Raw genomic sequence first — 14,822 nt, forward strand, 5'->3', positions numbered from 1 at the left:
CGCCACGCAGGCCGCGCCAGGTCGCGTCAGAACCCGAGCGACCTGATCGCCTTGCGGATCGTGTCGGCGCTGGCCCGGAGGCCGGCCTCCTCCTCCGGGCTCATCGGGATCGGCAGCTGCGACTCGAGGCCAGACCGGTTCACGATGCACGGCACGCTCAGGCAAACATCGTCGATCCCGCGATAGCCGCTCAGCAGGGTGCTGACCGGCAGCACGCGGTTCTCGTCGCGGAGCAGGGCCTCCAGGATCTTGGCGGTCGCGAGGCCGATGGCATAGTTGGTCGCGCCCTTGCCGGAGATCACCTGGGCAGCGGCGTTCTTCACGCCGTGGAAGATCTCCTCTCTGTCGCCGGCGCCGAGCTCGCCGTGGCCGGGCACGGACCACGCGTCCAGCGGGATGTTCGCGACGCTCGCGCTGCTCCACAGCGGCACCTCGCTGTCCCCGTGCTCGCCGGCGATGTACGCGTGGACGTTCTGCACAGCCACGTTGAGCCGCCTGGCGATCAGGAACCGGAACCGGCTGCTGTCGAGCACCGTGCCGCTGCCGATCACCCTGGCCGGCGGGAGGCCGGTCAGCTTGAGCGTGACATACGTGATCACGTCGACCGGGTTCGTGACGAGCAGATAGAGCGCGTCGGGCGCGACGGCCTGGAGCCGCGGCAACAGCTCGCGGCATATCGCGACGTTCGCCGTGGCGAGATCCATCCGGCTCTGCCCGGGCTTCTGCTTCGCGCCGGCGGTGATGACGACCACGTGCGCCCCGCGGCAGACCTCGGCGTCATCGCTGCCCTCGAGCGTGGCCGCCGGGACGAACTGCAAACCGTGGTTCAGGTCGAGCGCCTCGGCGTCGACCTTGGCCCGGTTCACGTCGAACAGCGCGACCTGCTTCGCCACGCCGCGGAGCAGGCACGCATAGGCGATCGTCGCGCCGACGCTGCCAGCGCCCACGACCGCGACCTTGCTGGGAGATACGGACTGGGGATCAGGCATGCGCTCCGGGTACCGCAGCGGCGCGACCGGACCAAGCCAAATCAGGCCGCGGCGGGGCGCGCGGACTCGACCGGTGGACTGGCGCCCGCCGCGCGCCAGCAAAGCGGGCTCAGCGCCCGGAGAGAGGCATGGGCAGCGCCCCTGGCGGCGGCGCTCACGCGTCGACCTCGCGGCTCGCGACGGCCGGCGCCGGGGCGGCTGGGGCCGGGGCTGCTGGGGCAAGCGCGGCGGCTGGCGCCGGGGCGGGCGCGGCGGCCGGCGCCGCGGCGGGCCCGGCGGCCGGCGCCGCGACGGGCGCGACGGCCGGCACCGCGGCGAGCGCGACGGCTGGCGCCGCGGCGAGCGCCGGCGGCGCCACGGGGCCCGCGGCGGGCTCGCCGGGCGCGGCGGGGCGCAGCTCGATGGCGACGCCCGGCTGCGCCGCGACGGGGCTGAGCGCGACGCCCTCCTCGCGGCACGCGCGGAAGAACGCCTTCATGAGCTCGGACTCCAGCAGATCGTGGCGCTCGAAGTCGGCGATCCAGAACTTGATGACGTAGCGCAGGAAGAGCGGCGTGACGGCCGCGAGCCAGAGCCGCGGCGGGGGCTCGCGGAGGATGTCCGGCACCTCTGCGCAGGCGCGCTGGGCGGCGCGCTCCACGGCCTCGGGGGCGGCGCCGAGCGAGACGAGCATCTCGATGTTTCGCGCGCACGTCCGGTCCGGCGCGCAGAAGTTCTGCACGCGCGCCTTGGCGATGACCGAGTTCGGCAGGATCACGATGTCCCCGGAGAACGTCCTGAGGCGCGTCGAGCGCCACCCGACGTAGACCACCTGCCCCTCGATGCCGTCGACGAGGATCCAGTCGCCCACGCCGAACGACCGCTCCGAGTGCAGGGCGAGCCCGGCGAAGAGGTTGCCCAGGGTGTCCTGCAGCGCGAGGCCGAGGACCACCGTGATGACGGTCGACGTCGCGAGCAGCGGCACGAGGTCGACCCCGGTGACCGCGCCGACGATCGAGAGGCCGGCGACCAGGTAGAGGATCGCGAGCAGGAGGTGCCGGACCAGCGCCGGGATCTGCACCTTCTGGCGCTCGGCGAGCCAGTAGTCGATCACCATGGTCTCGGCGATCTCGATGGCGAGGTACGAAGCGAGCGCGAGCTCCATGAGGAGCACGCCCTTGTGGAGCGTGGGCAGCTCGCCCCCGCGCAGGGCGATGTACGTGTGCAGCGAGAGCAGCGCGACGAGCAGGCGCGCCGGCAGCCGCATGCGGCGGATCAAGAGGTCGTCGAGCGACGTCTGCGTGGCGCGCGCGACGCGCGCGAGCAGGGCGAAGAAAAGGCGGTAGGCGACGAACCCGAGCGCGAAGACGGCCAGCGACATGCCCAGCGCGACGGGCAGCGAGGCGGGGGAGCGGACGAGGTCCGCCCAGAGCGCGGAGAGCCGGTCGAGGTTCACGGGGCCGAGTCTGCCACAGGCGGCGGGCGGGGGGCTCACGCCGAACAGCGCCGGGGGCCCTCGCATGATCGCCCTGCCGCGTCGATCGTGATGGATCCGGGGAGACCGCGGGCAGAGACCCCCGGGGTGCTGCATCGGCCCCGCGGGCGTACACTCCACCGCATGAACGACATTCGCGACATCAGCAACGACGAGGCCCGGCTGGCGGAGCTGGTCCGCGCGGCGCGGCGCATCGCCGTGCTCGGCATCAAGACCGAGGCGCAGCCGGATCAGCCCGCCTTCTACGTCCCGAGCTACCTGAAGAGCGCGGGCGTGGAGGTGATCCCGGTCCCTGTCTACTACCCCGACGTGAAGACGATCCTCGGCCAGCAGGTCTACCGCCGCGTGGCGGACGTCCCGGGGCCCATCGACATCGTCGACGTCTTCCGGCGCAGCCAGGACGTCGCCGCGCACCTCGACGATCTGCTCGCCGCCCGGCCACGCGCGGTCTGGCTGCAGAGCGGCATCCGGAACGACCAGGTGGCCGAGCGGCTGGTCGAGGCCGGCATCCTGGTCGTGCAGGACCGCTGCCTGATGGTCGACCACCGCCGCTACGCCGGGCGGGGCTGAGCCCCCACCCGGGCACCGCGCTGCGCGCTGGCTCCTGGCCTGAAGAGCGCTGGAACGTCGACAACGTTGGCTTGAGAGCCCGGTGCTAGCGACGCAACTGAGCTTCCGGCGTCGTCGATGAGATGGTGATGAACCACAGAGCAGCCGTGTTCTTTGTCAAGCAGCGGCCTGCCAAGGCCGTGCTGCCTTCGCCATCGCGTTGAGGATGGTGAGCAGCTTGTGCATGCAAGCCGTCATGGCGACCTTGTAGGGCTTCCCCGCGGCTCGCAGCCGGTCGTAGAAGGCACGAATGACGGGGTTGCATCGCACGGCGGTGACGCTGGCCATGTAGAGCATCGAGCGCACCGAAGCGCGGCCACCCCAAATCGCTCGCCGTCCCTTGGCCTTGCCGCTGTCGCGGTTGAACGGCGCGACGCCAACGAGCGCCGCGATCTGCTGGCGGCTGAGCGTTCCCAGCTCAGGCAGGTCGAGCAGCAGCGTGCGCGAGGTGCCAGGCCCGACACCGGGCACCGAGCGGAGCAGCTCGTCCTTCGCCCGCCATACCGGGCTCTGTTCGATCTTGGTCTTCAGCTCGTCGTCGAGCTTCTCCAGCTCCTTCTCGATCGTCTTGATCACGCGCTCGATGCTGGCGACGACACGCGCCACCTTACGCGGACCGATGAGGCCAGAGAGGCGGTTCTTCTCCGCCACGAGCATGCCGGTCAGCTGGCGCCGGCGCGCCAGCATCAGCTCCAGCTCGATGGTCGTTGCCTCGGGCATGGGCGTCAGCGGCGGCTGCACGGCGGCTGCGAAGTGCGCGATGCATCGGGCGTCGAGCCGATCCGTCTTGGCCTGCCGGCCGGTGGCGCGCGCAAAGTTGCGGATCTGGAGCGGGTTAACCACGGCCACGGGCAGGCCGGCAACGCTGAGCGCGGCCAACACGGCCATCTCCAGGCCCCCCGTCGCCTCCAGCACCACCAGCGCTGGCCGCAGCTCGTTCAGACGGCGAACCAGCTCTTGCAGGCCGTCCTCGTCATGCGCGAGGCGCGCGTCCGTGGCCTCTCCGTGCACGGCCCAGTCCAGATGCTCCTTGGAGACATCGATCCCTACGAACCCGCCCACGTCCGTCCCTTCCTTTCTCCCCTCTGTTACAACCCGGCCCCGGTCGCCCATCCTTGCGAAATATGCGAGCTTTCCCTCAGGCAGCCGTACGGGCTCATCCAGGACCTACGGCGCGGCGACCCATGCTCTGTGACGGTCTCCAGACCAAGACACAAACGGTCTACCGCGCGTAGCTTTTTGGCCGCTCCCCGCGAACTTGTCCACAAACCCACAGGTTGCCGGTCTCCCCCCCGGGCCCCCCCTCGGTACGACGACGACGTGGATCGAGTACGCTCGCGGAACATACAAGGCACAGAGGGCACAGAGGGAGAGGAGAGTGAGCGGGATGTCGAGCTGAGAGGGCTTACCCGTCAGGTGATCGGAGCCGCGATAGAGGTGCACCGCGTGCTCGGCCCCGGGTTCCTCGAATCGATCTATGAGGAAGCGCTCGGCGTGGAGCTTTCGCTCCGACGAGTTTCGTTCAGGCGGCAGGTGGCAATACAGGTGGACTACAAGGGACGAGTCGTTGGCGAGGGAAGAGTGGACCTGCTCGTCGCCGACCTCCTGCTCGTCGAGCTCAAGGCTGTGGAGCACCTCGCCCCCATCCACATGGCGCAGCTCCTCTCCTACCTGAAGGCCACGAAGATCCGGCATGGCCTGCTCGTCACGTTCAACGTCCCCGCGCTACGCCTCGGCATCAAGCGCGTCATCAACGATATATAGTCCATTTTTCTCTCGCCTCTGTGCCTCTGTGCCTCTGTGGTTCAAATTTTCTTCTGAATCGCAGACACACGCAGGCTATTCCTTCTGTGCCGCCATCCCCCATGCCATCGAGGTTTGCAGGCGGGCCGGTACGGCGGGTCGGGTGCCAGGCATGAGCGCCGGACGAAGGCTCGTCCGCAGCGCAGCTACAGCGGCCGGTGCTGCGTCCCTTTCCCGTACGTGATCGCCAGGATCTCCACCGGCTCCCGGACGATCAGCCGGTGCCACGCGCCTTGCGGCACCTTGCACGCGGTCCCGGGGCGCAGCTCGACGACCCGCTCGCTGCCCTGCTCTTGCAGCACGACGTCGCCCGCGCCCGACAGGAGGTACAGGATCTCGTCACCGGCCGGGTGCATCTCCCATTGCTGCATGTCCTTGTCCATGTGGAACGTCGTCACCAGCCAGCCCCCCACGTGCTCGACTCGCCGGATGTCCTCGGCCTTCGAGTCGCCGGACATGAGCTCTTGCCAGAACGTCGGCCTCACCTCGATGGGCAGCGCATCGCCGCCGTCCGCGAGGTGCAGGTAAGTGCTGCGGAGATCGAACCCGGGCTGTCTCGAATTGGCCATCTTGTGCCTCATTACGCCGCTGAGCTGCTGAGCGCGCTGATGCTGCTGAGTGCGCTCATGCGAGCAGGACCTCCCTGCCCTGTCAATCCGCTCTCCCGGCGCGCCCACCATCGCCCCGAGACGCGGCCGCTACCGGCGCCGCCGCCCAGCCCGCGACGCCTGAGGGCGCCAGCGCTCACCGGGCTCCACTGAACAAACGCTCCCATCCCGGCCAGGACGCGCTACACTCCGCGCTCGGCGCCGCGTCCCCTCGCCCGGCGCCGCCCGCACCATGCCGCGCCCCGTGAACAACCCTCCGAACCCGTGGTCGTCGACGCAGGTCGAGTACCTCGAAGAGGCGCCCCCGGCGACGCTGCAGATCTTCGAGGAGCAGGCCCGCTCCATCGTCACCGCGAACGACAGCCCCGACCTGCCCTTCCGGTTCAGCGTCAACCCGTACCGGGGCTGCATCCACGCGTGCGCCTACTGCTACGCGCGCCCCTCGCACCAGTACCTCGGCTGGGGCGCCGGGACGGACTTCGATCGCAAGATCGTGGTCAAGGCGAACGCGCCCGAGCTGCTCGAGAAGGAGCTCTCCCGCCCGGGCTGGCAGGGCGACACGATCGTGTTCTCCGGCAATGTCGACTGCTACCAGCCGCTCGAGGCGAGCTACGAGCTCACGCGCCGCTGCCTCGAGGTCTGCCTCGCCTTCCGCAACCCCGTCGGGCTCATCACGAAGGGCGCGCTCGTGCGGCGCGACGCCGCCCTGCTCGGCGAGCTCGCGCGCCGCGCCCGCGCCCGCGTCCACTTCAGCATCCCGTTCGCCGACGACGCGGTGGCGCGCAAGATGGAGCCGTACGCGAGCCGCTCGTCGCTGCGCTTCGAGGCGATGCGCGCCCTCTCGGACGCGGGCGTGCCGACCGGGATCTCCCTGTCGCCGATGATCCCCGGCCTGAACGACAGCGACGTCCCGGAGCTGCTCGAGCGCGCGCGGGACGCCGGCGCGAAGACCGCCTTCATGATGCCGCTGCGCCTGCCGCGCGAGGTGCTCCCGGTCTTCGACGAGCGCCTCGAGGAGGCCTTCCCGGACCGCGCCGGCAAGGTGCGCCGCGGCATCCAGGAGATGCGCGGCGGCAAGATGAACGAGGCCGCGTTCGGCGCGCGCTTCCAGGGCGCAGGCCCGCGCTGGGCGGCGATCCAGCGGCTCTTCGAGGTCCACTGCCAGCGGCTCGGCCTGAACGCCGCGCGCGCTGGCGACGCGGCAGACGAGGCAGAAGAGCGCTCGACCTTCCGGCGGCCGAGCCGGCAGGGGACGCTGTTCGACCTCTGAATGGCCCTTGCGACCCGCGCAGGGAATGGGTTACCAGTGAGACCGCAGTGCGTTGTCAGGGGGTCGCACCGGCGCGGCCCGCCCCGCTCGTGCCCTGTCCTGTGCAGGCGGTGCTGCCGTCCGCCCGCTGACGAGACCTCATGACCTCTCCCGCCCAGGATCGCGCCACAGCCCGCCCGGCCGCACGCCGCAAGCTGCTCCTGAACCCGCGGTTCCAGCTGAAGTACACGGGGCTCCTGGTCGCGGTGGTGCTCGGGGTCATGGTGGCGCTCGGACTCGTGATCTGGCAGACCGCGAGCGTCGCGAACGAGCAGGCGCAGTACGCGGCCACCCAGGCGGAGCTCGCGCTCAAAGAGGCGGCGAACAGCGCCAAGATCCTCAAGATGAGCACCGCCGCCCTGGGCGGCGAGGGCTCCGACCTCGACAGCACGCTCGACGAGGAGCTCGCGAAGACGAACCGCGAGCACGAGCGCAACCTGGCGGAGGTCGCGAAGCGGCGCTCCGAGGTCGAGGCGCTGCGCCAGCGGCTGCTCAACATCCTCCTCGGGGGCGGCGCGTTCCTCCTCGTCGTCCTCAGCGTGCTCGGGATCTACATCACCCAGCGCATCGTGGGGCCGGTCCACCAGCTGAAGCGCCTGTGCCGCCAGGTAGGGACGACGCGGCTCACCATCGGGGAAGGGCTGCGCAAGGGCGATGAGCTCGGCGACCTGTTCGACACGTTCGTGCAGATGACCTACTCGCTCAAGGCGCTCCAGACAGGGAGGCTCGCGACGCTCGACGCGGCCATCGAGCGGGCCGAGGCCCAGTCGGCCTCGACCGAGGTGCTCGAGGGGCTGCGCGCGCTCCGGGCGCAGCTCTGCCTCGGCCTCAGCGAGGCCGAGACGGTGCGGCGCCGCGCGCCGAGAGGTGGCCAGTCATGAGGCGAATCGCCGGACCGGAGACGATATGAAGGCTCCCGCGCTGGTCGAGCAAGCGGCCGGCTTGCTCCGCGCTCGCTTCGACCTGAACGAGTACAACCCGACCCCGATCGTCGACCTCGGCGCGCTCGTGGCGAACGCCGACGGCACGGTGGACGCCGACGAGATCGACGCCCTGCGGCAGCTCATCGAGCCGATGCTCGGCACCCAGCTCAACGCCGAGCTCGTCCGGTACCTCATCGAGGCGAGCCTGAAGGTGATCGCCGCGGCGGGCGTCGAGCCCCGGGTGCGCCTGCTCGCGGAGATCCTCATGGACTGCGACGCGGTGGAGGAGGGCATCATCGTCGCCCTGGCCGTGGCCCACGCGAGCGAGGGGGTCTCCGACGCGGAGCGCGCGGTCATCGAGTCGCTCGCCCGCGCGGCAGACCTCCCCGCGCGCCGGCTCGCTCACCTGAACGACCAGGTGCGGGCGGCGTTCGCCGTCTGAGCGCGGTCAGCCGCCGCGCCGCCGCCCCGGCGCGCGTCAGCCCTCTTCCTTGGTCGCGAGCAGCCGCGACAGGCGCTCTGCCTCGACGCGGACGGCGATGACCTTCTCCCGGTCGTACGTCACCGCGCCCGGGGCCGCGCCGCGCGGCTTGCGCACGTGGCGGCGCTGGACGTAGCTCACCTCGCACACCACCTCGCCCCGCGCGTCGCTGAAGTGCGCCGCCAGGGTCGCCGCGTCCACGAGCACGTCGGCGGGGCAGCTCGCGCCCTTCGGGAGCGGCACCACCACGTGCGACCCCGAGACGCCCTTCGCGTGCAGCCAGAGGTCGTGCGGCCGCGCGTGCTTCGTCGTCAGCGCGTCGTTGTCCGCGGCGCCCCGGCCGACGAGGATCGCGGCCCCGGACGCGCTCCGGAACGCGTGAAACGGCAGCCGCGAGGCGGCCCGCCCCGCCCGCGCGCCGCGGGCCCCCGCCGCGCTGGCCGCCGCTCCCGCCTCGCCGCCCCCAGCGGCGCCCACCCCCGCGAGCTCCGCGCGCGACACGCCGAGGGAGCGCGCGCGCTGCGCCAGCGGCTCGAGCGCCTCCGGCCGCGCCTCGGCCGCCGCGACGTCCGCCTCGAGCGCGACGACCGCCGCGAGGGCGCGCTCGGTCTCGGCGAGGCGCGCGCGCATCACCGCCTCGCCGCGCTGGTAGCGCCGCGCCTTCGCGAAGAACGCCTCGGCCTGCGCCTTCGCGGGGCGCGCCGGGTCGAGCGCGACCTCGATGGTGCCGCCCGTCTCCCAGTCGTCGAGGACCGCCTTCGCGGCGCCCCGCGGCACCCGCCCGCCCTGCGCGAGCAGGAGCTGCCCCGTCTTCTGCAGGCGCGCGACGCTCCCGAGCCGCCCGAGATCGCCGCGCACCGCCTCGGCCCTGCGCTCGAGCGCCGCGCGCCGCGCCCTCACGGCGCGCGCGAGCGCCGCCTTCTCCTGCGCGGCGGCCGCGGCGTCGCTCGCCTCGACCAGCGCCGCGCCGGCGGCGAACGGATCCGCCGGGTAGGCGATCTCCGCCGGCGGGTCGCTCCCCTGCGGGGGCCATCGGAGGATCAGGCCGCCGGCGGCGTCGAGCAGCCGCGCCTCGCCCCGGCGCCCTGGCGCGAGCTCCAGGCGCGCCCCCGGCGCGAGCTCCGGCCGAGGCCCCGGCGCGTGCCCCGGCCCGTGCGCAGCCTCGGCCTCGATTTCATCCTCACCACCTTTTTTCCCCGGCAGCGGTTCGCCCGCGACCACCGCGATCCCGTCGCGCCGCACCTCGATGGCCAGCACGCTGCGGCCGACGAGGTGCGCCCGCATCGCGGCGACCAGCGGGTGCTCGGCGCCGGCGCGGAGCCGCGGCACCCGCGGCAGGACCCCTGCCCCGGCAACGCGCGGCCCGATGCCGGCGCCGAGCACGCGCCGCCCCCCGGCGTACACCGCGAGCGCGACGAGCCCCGTCGCGCGGTTCGCGTGCGCCGCGTCGATCCGCGCGCCCACCCAGCCCGCGAGCGCCTCGGCGAGCGCCCCGCGCTGCCCCGCGTCCCCCTGCTCGTCGTCCATGGCGAACGCCGCCCGTGCCCTTTCAGCGCAGCTCTTCGAAGATCGGCCCGCAGCAGCCGCCTGCGCGGTCGCACGCCGAGCCGACGTCCTCGCAGACGCTCACCTCCGTGCCGTCGACGGAGCAGGAGCAGATGACCCTGCTGGGCCCGATGGAGCGGCACTCGGCAGCGAAGTCCACGCCCGAGCAAGAGCCCTTGCAGTGGCAGGTCCTGTCGCCGATGTCGGAGCACGTGAAGGAGCCGCAGTCGGAGCCGGAGCCCGGTCCGTACGCGCACATCGTATACCGATCCACGTCCGAATCACACATGACCGGGAAGGGTTCGCACCGGCCGGCGCCGGACATCGCGCACTCGTAGAAGGGGACGAGCAGGCTGATGCATTCGGGCGCCTTGGCGAGCTGCCAGTCGCAATGGCCGCTGCAGTCAACTGGCGACTCCGGCCGGCAGCTCTCCTGGACGAGCTCGCAATAGCTCATGCACAGGGACCAGGCCTCGCCGCCGCCCACCTCGGTGGACGAGCTCGTGACCGCCGAGGTGGTCGTCCAGCTCGCGCTGGTGCTGGTCACGCCGACGCCGACGCCGCTGGTGCCCGTCGCGCCGGCGCCTCCAGATCCGTCGGGCATCCCGTCGACGACGACGTTACCACCGCAGGCGCTCCCCCAGGCCAGGGCGGCGAGCGCAGCAAGGCGTGTCCCGCGCCGCGAGTTCTCCATGGGACGCGAGACTACCCCAGGTGCGCGCTCCGCCGCGAGCGCGTCATGAACGCGCCCGCTCCCCTGCTCGTCCTCCATGGCGAACGCCGCTCGTGCCCCTCAGCGGAACTCTTCGAAGATCGGCCCGCAACAGCCAAGGGCGACGTCGCACGCCGGACCGCGGTCCTCGCAGCCGGCCACCTCCATGCCGTTGACGAGGCACGAGCAGAGAATCCCCTCCATCCCGGGGCGGCATTCGGCAGCGAAGTCGATGCCCTGGCACGAGCCCTTGCAGTGGCAGGTCCGGTCGCCGCCGCGGGAGCACTCGAGCGTCCCGCACGCGTCGCCGGACGCGCACTTGTCGTACTGGTCCAGGAGCGGCTCGCACCTGGCGGAGACGACGTCGCACTGCCCCACGTCGCCGATCGCGCAATCGAAGAACGGCACGAGCAGGTCGTTGCACTGGGGCGCCATGCCCAGCTGATCATCGCAGGCGCTGCTACAGCCCTGCGGCACCGGCCCGCACGTCTCCGAGAAGAGCTCGCAAAACGCCTCGCACCGCGACCTCGGCTCGCCGCCACCCACCCCGGTGGACGAGCTCGTCACCGCCGAGGTGGTCGTCCAGCTCGTGCTGCTGCTGGTCACGCCGGAGCTGTTCGCGCTGGCGCTGTTCGCGCTGGCGCTCGTCGCGCCGGCACCCCCTGATCCGTCGGGCATCCCGTCGACGACGACGTTGCCGCCGCAGGCGCTCCCCCAGGCCAGGGCGCCGAGCGCAGCGATTCGCGTCCTGAGCCGCATCATTCCCATGCCGCCAGACTACCGCAGGTGCTCGCTCCGGCGCGAGCGCGCAGCACGAACGCCCTGGGGCGCCGCAACATCCCGCTGGATCCATGGGCCCGGGACCACCGCAGGTGTGCGCTCCGGCGCGACGCTGGCGCGGGCGGCCGCGCAGCCCCTCGTGCGCCGCGCGGCTTTGCGATACAGAGCCGCCGCGTGCTCCTCGACCTCCTTCTCGCTCCGCTGCTCGCCCAGGCCGACGCGCCGCCCCGGCCGGGGGCCGCGGCGGCCTGCCCGCCCGACATGGTGCTCGTCGAGGGCACGCACCACGAGAACGTGCAGCGGATCTGCACGAGCTACCGCGGCGGCCACTGCTTCAGCTTCTTCCCCGGGCTGTTCGCGGCCGAGCCGCGCTCCACGCCGGTGCGCACCTGCATGGATCGCCACGAGTGGCCGAACCGCGCCGGCGCGCTGCCGGTCGTGATGCTCCGCTACGTCGAGGCCGAGCGGGAGTGCGCCGCCGTCGGCAAGCGCCTCTGCACCGAGTTCGAGTGGGAGCTCGCGTGCGAGGGGCCCTCGGCGCTCCCCTTCCCTTACGGCCACGCGCAGGATCCGGCCGCCTGCAACGTGAGCAAGCCGTACCGGGGCATCAGCGAGCGGCGGCTCGCGTCCGACGACCCGGCGGTGCGGGCCGCCGAGACGCAGCGGCTCTGGCAGGGCGAGCCGTCGGGCTCGTACCCCGCGTGCGTCAGCCCGTACGGCGTCGTCGATCTCGTCGGCAACGTGGAAGAGTGGGTGTCGACCTCGCGACCCGAGTGGCCGCACCCTTCATCGCTGAAGGGCGGCTACTGGTCCAAGCCGTGGGCCGGGTGCCGCGGGACCAACGACTCGCATGGACCGATGTTCCGGTTCTACGAGATCGGGTTTCGCTGCTGCAAGGAGCCGCGGCCGGGGCCGTAGCGCCGCGTCCCCCCAGGGACGAAGCTGCGGTGACGATGCTACTTGGGCGTGATCCAGCTGAATTCAACGATGCTGTCGTTGTAGTCGCTGTCGTCTCCGTTTTCGGCTACGACCACCAGGAGATTGTAGTTGCCCACCGCGTAAGGACCGCCGGACTTCAGGTCGGTGGACTTGCGCCATTCCGCGTTGATGTCCGTCTGGTACTCGAACTTCGCCTGCAGCTTCGCCCTCGAGCTGGCAACGATGGTCGACTGGCCCGTCATCGCGTTGCGCTCACCGGAGCCCGCGAAGACGCTCAACACCTCATCATTGCGAGTCACGGTCACCTTCTGAGTGTGCCTTGAGTTGGTCGTCACCTTGATGGTCACGGTCACACCGTCCGGAAGCTCATCGATTTCACAGGTGTTGCCGTTCAGTTGAGGCATCTGCTCATGCTCCTTCCATGGATCGCGACCGGCGGCCGGGAGGACGACCGTCGAGGACGGGACGGTTTCGCGGCGTCAGAGGATGGCTATCAAACCTGCCGCAAGCGTGCAACGACAAACATCTTCCTCTGCTGGAAGCGGTCATGGGCAGACCGATCCGGGATCTCGGGGGGACACCAGCCCTGGCGTGAGCTGGAGTTCGCGTGCACGCCCTGTCCGCTGCTGTCTGGCAGTGTTCGCTCGCGCTGATCGGCTCTCCCGAGCGCGAGGACCTCGGCGTGCTCGACCGTCTGGCCGAGGTCGATCGCCCCGCCCCGACGACCCCTCTTCCCACGCCACCGGCAGGCTCTCGCACACTGCGTCACGATCATGGTCGCACCTTTACTCACAATGTACGCGCAAAGAATAAACGAAGGTTGCACAACCATGAACAAACGATATTAAAGAGGACGCTCGCTGGACGAAACAGTGAGCCAAGCAACATTCGACCGCCGTTCGAAGGTCAGGTTCAGGAGGTTCGACCGTCATGCAAAAGCTCCTCGGTTCACCGCATGCGACGCTGGGCGCTGCGCTCGTCGTTTCGGCCCTCGGAGGGCTGGGCGCCTGTGAAGGGGGCGAGGACGAGGCTGCCCCGGAGGCGTTCGTGGCGCCGGGTCGTTGCGTCTACACGAGCCCCATCACCCAGGCGGAGGAGTGCCGTGACTACACCGGCACAGGCTGGACCGCGGAGGCTGCGGAGGCCGACTGCAAGGCGCTCCAGGGCTCCACCTTCACCGGGGCCGAGCGCTGCGCCTATCCGGAGACGCTCGGCCGCTGCGTGCTCGACGGCGGGACCGAGGACGAATACAGCATCGTCCTGCCCGGCGGCGACGCGAGCCAGTGCGCCTCGACCCAGCGCGGCTGCGAGATGTTCGGCGGCGGCAAGTTCGAGCCCGACGCCTGCGAGGGCGCGGACGAGGAGCCCGGCGGCGGCGTGGGCACGGGCGGCGCCGTCTTTCAGTGGCCCACGCAGACCTGCGTCGACCCGAAGGCCGGCGAGCCGGCGGGGCAGAGCGACGGCAAGGTCTGCACGTTCGGCACGATCTCGGCCTGCACCGAGCCCGGCCGCCTGTTCACCGATTATGCGTCGTGCGAGCCGGTCCTCACGCAGCGCCCGTACTGGCCGGCGCCGCCCTCCGACTTCAAGACCCCGAGCGACGATCCGCGCCTCTCCGACCCGGAGTGGCTCGGCGAGCTCGCCTGGGTCACGGAGCAGACCGAGGCGTGCGGGTGCGTGTGCTGTCACTCGGAGAAGGCCGCGCCGGCCGCGGGCACCTCGAACTGGTACATCGAGGCCGGGCCGGTCTGGACCGACAGCTTCTATCCGACGGGCCTGGCGCTGGCCGCCGGCTGGGTCTCCTCGGCGGCGCTCGGCGCCTATCCGCCGGACCAGAACAACGGCTTCTCCCGCGACGTCGCCGGCCTGCCCACCACGGACCCGGCGCGCATGGTCGCGTTCTTCGAGGGCGAGCTCGAGCGCCGCGGGTTCACGAGGGAGGACTTCGCAGATCAGGAGCCGTTCGGCGGGCCCCTCCACCAGCAGAGCCTCTATGAGCCGAGCGATTGCGCGGCGGGAGAAGGCGTGGACGCCGCAGGCAAGGTCACCTGGAGCGGCGGCGACGCCCGCTACGTCTACGTGTTGTCGGCGGACGCCAGCAACCCGGGCGCTCCGCCCAACCTCGACCTGCCCGAGGGGACGATCTGGCGGCTCGACGTGCCCTGGACCGCCGAGCCGGTGCAGAGCGGGATCACCTACGGCGAGGTCCCGCCGAACACGAAGCAGGGCTATCCTGCCGACGGGAGCCCCGAGGAGCTCGTCCCGGGCACGAAATACTACCTTTACGTGTGGGCAGACGTCGGCATCCCGATCACGCGGTGTCTGTTCGAGGTCTCGCCCTGAGACGGAGCGCGAGCGCGCGGCGGCCCCGAGGCTCGCCTTCCGCGCCGAGCGGGCAGGCGGCGGGCCCTCGCGAGCGGGGCGGCAGGAGACGCGAAGCGGTCATTTCAAGAACGAGACGTCGTCGATCCAGACGTCGAATGGTTCCCCCTCTCCGAAGCTGAAACCGATGCCCCACAGCTGTGTCAGGTCGGCCGCGCCGAAGGTGGCTCCCCAGTCGATGAACTTGTCATCTCCACGGGAGTGCGCGGCCCAGTGGCTGCTGCCGCGCGGCGGGTCGACAGGGCTCATGTAGACGCCGCTGGCGTTG

At 71.3% G+C, this 14,822-nt stretch carries 16 protein-coding genes; 7 read left to right on the forward strand and 9 right to left on the reverse strand.

What is annotated here, in order from left to right; translation table 11 throughout:
* Positions 1-26: 26 nt before the first annotated feature.
* Together WME89_RS34330 and WME89_RS34335 are read right to left on the reverse strand one after the other, a co-directional pair.
* Positions 27-989, reverse strand: a complete 963-nt coding sequence (locus WME89_RS34330) for an L-lactate dehydrogenase (protein WP_438003865.1) — start codon at positions 987-989, stop codon at positions 27-29.
* A 154-nt stretch (positions 990-1,143) separates the two neighbouring features.
* Positions 1,144-2,424, reverse strand: coding sequence for a mechanosensitive ion channel family protein (locus WME89_RS34335; protein ID WP_438003866.1), 1,281 nt, complete (start codon positions 2,422-2,424; stop codon positions 1,144-1,146).
* 162 nt (positions 2,425-2,586) lie between these two features.
* Between WME89_RS34335 and WME89_RS34340 the strand changes: the two genes are divergently transcribed.
* On the forward strand, positions 2,587-3,033 hold the full coding sequence (locus WME89_RS34340) for a CoA-binding protein (RefSeq protein WP_438003867.1): 447 nt from the start codon (positions 2,587-2,589) through the stop codon (positions 3,031-3,033).
* 156 nt (positions 3,034-3,189) lie between these two features.
* Here WME89_RS34340 and WME89_RS34345 read toward each other — a convergent pair whose 3' ends face one another.
* A complete protein-coding gene (locus tag WME89_RS34345; protein WP_438003868.1) occupies positions 3,190-4,185 on the reverse strand; it encodes an IS110 family transposase in 996 nt (331 codons plus the stop codon).
* A gap of 207 nt (positions 4,186-4,392) precedes the next feature.
* On the opposite strand from WME89_RS34345, the gene WME89_RS34350 reads away from it, so the two are divergent.
* Positions 4,393-4,836 carry a GxxExxY protein gene (locus tag WME89_RS34350; RefSeq protein ID WP_438003869.1) on the forward strand — a complete coding sequence of 148 codons (444 nt, stop codon included), beginning with the start codon at positions 4,393-4,395 and terminating at the stop codon, positions 4,834-4,836.
* A 185-nt stretch (positions 4,837-5,021) separates the two neighbouring features.
* On the opposite strand, the gene WME89_RS34355 is transcribed toward WME89_RS34350, so the two are convergent.
* On the reverse strand, positions 5,022-5,444 hold the full coding sequence (locus WME89_RS34355; RefSeq protein ID WP_438003870.1) for a cupin domain-containing protein: 423 nt from the start codon (positions 5,442-5,444) through the stop codon (positions 5,022-5,024).
* 271 nt (positions 5,445-5,715) lie between these two features.
* Between WME89_RS34355 and WME89_RS34360 the strand changes: the two genes are divergently transcribed.
* The 3 genes from WME89_RS34360 (at position 5,716) to WME89_RS34370 (ending at position 8,157) form a co-directional block, all read left to right on the forward strand.
* Positions 5,716-6,753: a PA0069 family radical SAM protein gene (locus WME89_RS34360; protein WP_438003871.1), complete on the forward strand. Its 1,038-nt coding sequence runs from the start codon at positions 5,716-5,718 to the stop codon at positions 6,751-6,753.
* 140 nt (positions 6,754-6,893) lie between these two features.
* A complete protein-coding gene (locus tag WME89_RS34365) occupies positions 6,894-7,673 on the forward strand; it encodes a HAMP domain-containing protein (RefSeq protein ID WP_437661198.1) in 780 nt (259 codons plus the stop codon).
* A gap of 25 nt (positions 7,674-7,698) precedes the next feature.
* On the forward strand, positions 7,699-8,157 hold the full coding sequence (locus tag WME89_RS34370; protein ID WP_437618806.1) for a tellurite resistance TerB family protein: 459 nt from the start codon (positions 7,699-7,701) through the stop codon (positions 8,155-8,157).
* Positions 8,158-8,193: 36 nt separating this feature from the next.
* On the opposite strand, the gene WME89_RS34375 is transcribed toward WME89_RS34370, so the two are convergent.
* The 3 genes from WME89_RS34375 to WME89_RS34385 form a co-directional block, all read right to left on the reverse strand.
* Complete coding sequence (locus WME89_RS34375; protein ID WP_438003872.1) at positions 8,194-9,723, reverse strand: NFACT RNA binding domain-containing protein; 1,530 nt, start codon at positions 9,721-9,723, stop codon at positions 8,194-8,196.
* Positions 9,724-9,745: 22 nt separating this feature from the next.
* Positions 9,746-10,435 carry a hypothetical protein gene (locus tag WME89_RS34380; RefSeq protein ID WP_438003873.1) on the reverse strand — a complete coding sequence of 230 codons (690 nt, stop codon included), beginning with the start codon at positions 10,433-10,435 and terminating at the stop codon, positions 9,746-9,748.
* A 99-nt stretch (positions 10,436-10,534) separates the two neighbouring features.
* Entirely contained in the window at positions 10,535-11,221 is a 687-nt protein-coding gene (locus WME89_RS34385; RefSeq protein ID WP_438003874.1) for a hypothetical protein, read from the reverse strand.
* A gap of 186 nt (positions 11,222-11,407) precedes the next feature.
* Between WME89_RS34385 and WME89_RS34390 the strand changes: the two genes are divergently transcribed.
* Complete coding sequence (locus WME89_RS34390; protein WP_438003875.1) at positions 11,408-12,151, forward strand: formylglycine-generating enzyme family protein; 744 nt, start codon at positions 11,408-11,410, stop codon at positions 12,149-12,151.
* 38 nt (positions 12,152-12,189) lie between these two features.
* Here WME89_RS34390 and WME89_RS34395 read toward each other — a convergent pair whose 3' ends face one another.
* Positions 12,190-12,576 carry a fucose-binding lectin II gene (locus tag WME89_RS34395; RefSeq protein WP_438003876.1) on the reverse strand — a complete coding sequence of 129 codons (387 nt, stop codon included), beginning with the start codon at positions 12,574-12,576 and terminating at the stop codon, positions 12,190-12,192.
* Positions 12,577-13,102: 526 nt separating this feature from the next.
* On the opposite strand from WME89_RS34395, the gene WME89_RS34400 reads away from it, so the two are divergent.
* Complete coding sequence (locus WME89_RS34400; protein WP_438003877.1) at positions 13,103-14,515, forward strand: proteinase inhibitor; 1,413 nt, start codon at positions 13,103-13,105, stop codon at positions 14,513-14,515.
* A 99-nt stretch (positions 14,516-14,614) separates the two neighbouring features.
* Here the strand turns inward: WME89_RS34400 and WME89_RS34405 are convergent, their stop codons facing one another.
* Positions 14,615-14,803 carry a hypothetical protein gene (locus WME89_RS34405; protein ID WP_438003878.1) on the reverse strand — a complete coding sequence of 63 codons (189 nt, stop codon included), beginning with the start codon at positions 14,801-14,803 and terminating at the stop codon, positions 14,615-14,617.
* Positions 14,804-14,822: the final 19 nt, after the last annotated feature.

Origin of the sequence: Sorangium sp. So ce321 (assembly GCF_051530195.1) — a bacterium.
Taxonomy (GTDB): Bacteria; Myxococcota_A; Polyangia; order Polyangiales; family Polyangiaceae; genus Sorangium.

What these genes read in the sequence shown, in the direction of transcription:
- WME89_RS34400 (WP_438003877.1), top strand. Translation starts at nt 13,103, where the DNA reads ATGCAAAAGCTCCTCGGTTCACCGCATGCGACGCTGGGCGCTGCGCTC.
- WME89_RS34385 (WP_438003874.1), bottom strand. Translation starts at nt 11,221, where the DNA reads ATGGGAATGATGCGGCTCAGGACGCGAATCGCTGCGCTCGGCGCCCTG.
- WME89_RS34360 (WP_438003871.1), top strand. Translation starts at nt 5,716, where the DNA reads ATGCCGCGCCCCGTGAACAACCCTCCGAACCCGTGGTCGTCGACGCAG.
- WME89_RS34355 (WP_438003870.1), bottom strand. Translation starts at nt 5,444, where the DNA reads ATGGCCAATTCGAGACAGCCCGGGTTCGATCTCCGCAGCACTTACCTG.
- WME89_RS34365 (WP_437661198.1), top strand. Translation starts at nt 6,894, where the DNA reads ATGACCTCTCCCGCCCAGGATCGCGCCACAGCCCGCCCGGCCGCACGC.
- WME89_RS34405 (WP_438003878.1), bottom strand. Translation starts at nt 14,803, where the DNA reads ATGAGCCCTGTCGACCCGCCGCGCGGCAGCAGCCACTGGGCCGCGCAC.
- WME89_RS34395 (WP_438003876.1), bottom strand. Translation starts at nt 12,576, where the DNA reads ATGCCTCAACTGAACGGCAACACCTGTGAAATCGATGAGCTTCCGGAC.
- WME89_RS34375 (WP_438003872.1), bottom strand. Translation starts at nt 9,723, where the DNA reads ATGGACGACGAGCAGGGGGACGCGGGGCAGCGCGGGGCGCTCGCCGAG.
- WME89_RS34370 (WP_437618806.1), top strand. Translation starts at nt 7,699, where the DNA reads ATGAAGGCTCCCGCGCTGGTCGAGCAAGCGGCCGGCTTGCTCCGCGCT.
- WME89_RS34345 (WP_438003868.1), bottom strand. Translation starts at nt 4,185, where the DNA reads ATGGGCGACCGGGGCCGGGTTGTAACAGAGGGGAGAAAGGAAGGGACG.
- WME89_RS34330 (WP_438003865.1), bottom strand. Translation starts at nt 989, where the DNA reads ATGCCTGATCCCCAGTCCGTATCTCCCAGCAAGGTCGCGGTCGTGGGC.
- WME89_RS34380 (WP_438003873.1), bottom strand. Translation starts at nt 10,435, where the DNA reads ATGGAGAACTCGCGGCGCGGGACACGCCTTGCTGCGCTCGCCGCCCTG.
- WME89_RS34340 (WP_438003867.1), top strand. Translation starts at nt 2,587, where the DNA reads ATGAACGACATTCGCGACATCAGCAACGACGAGGCCCGGCTGGCGGAG.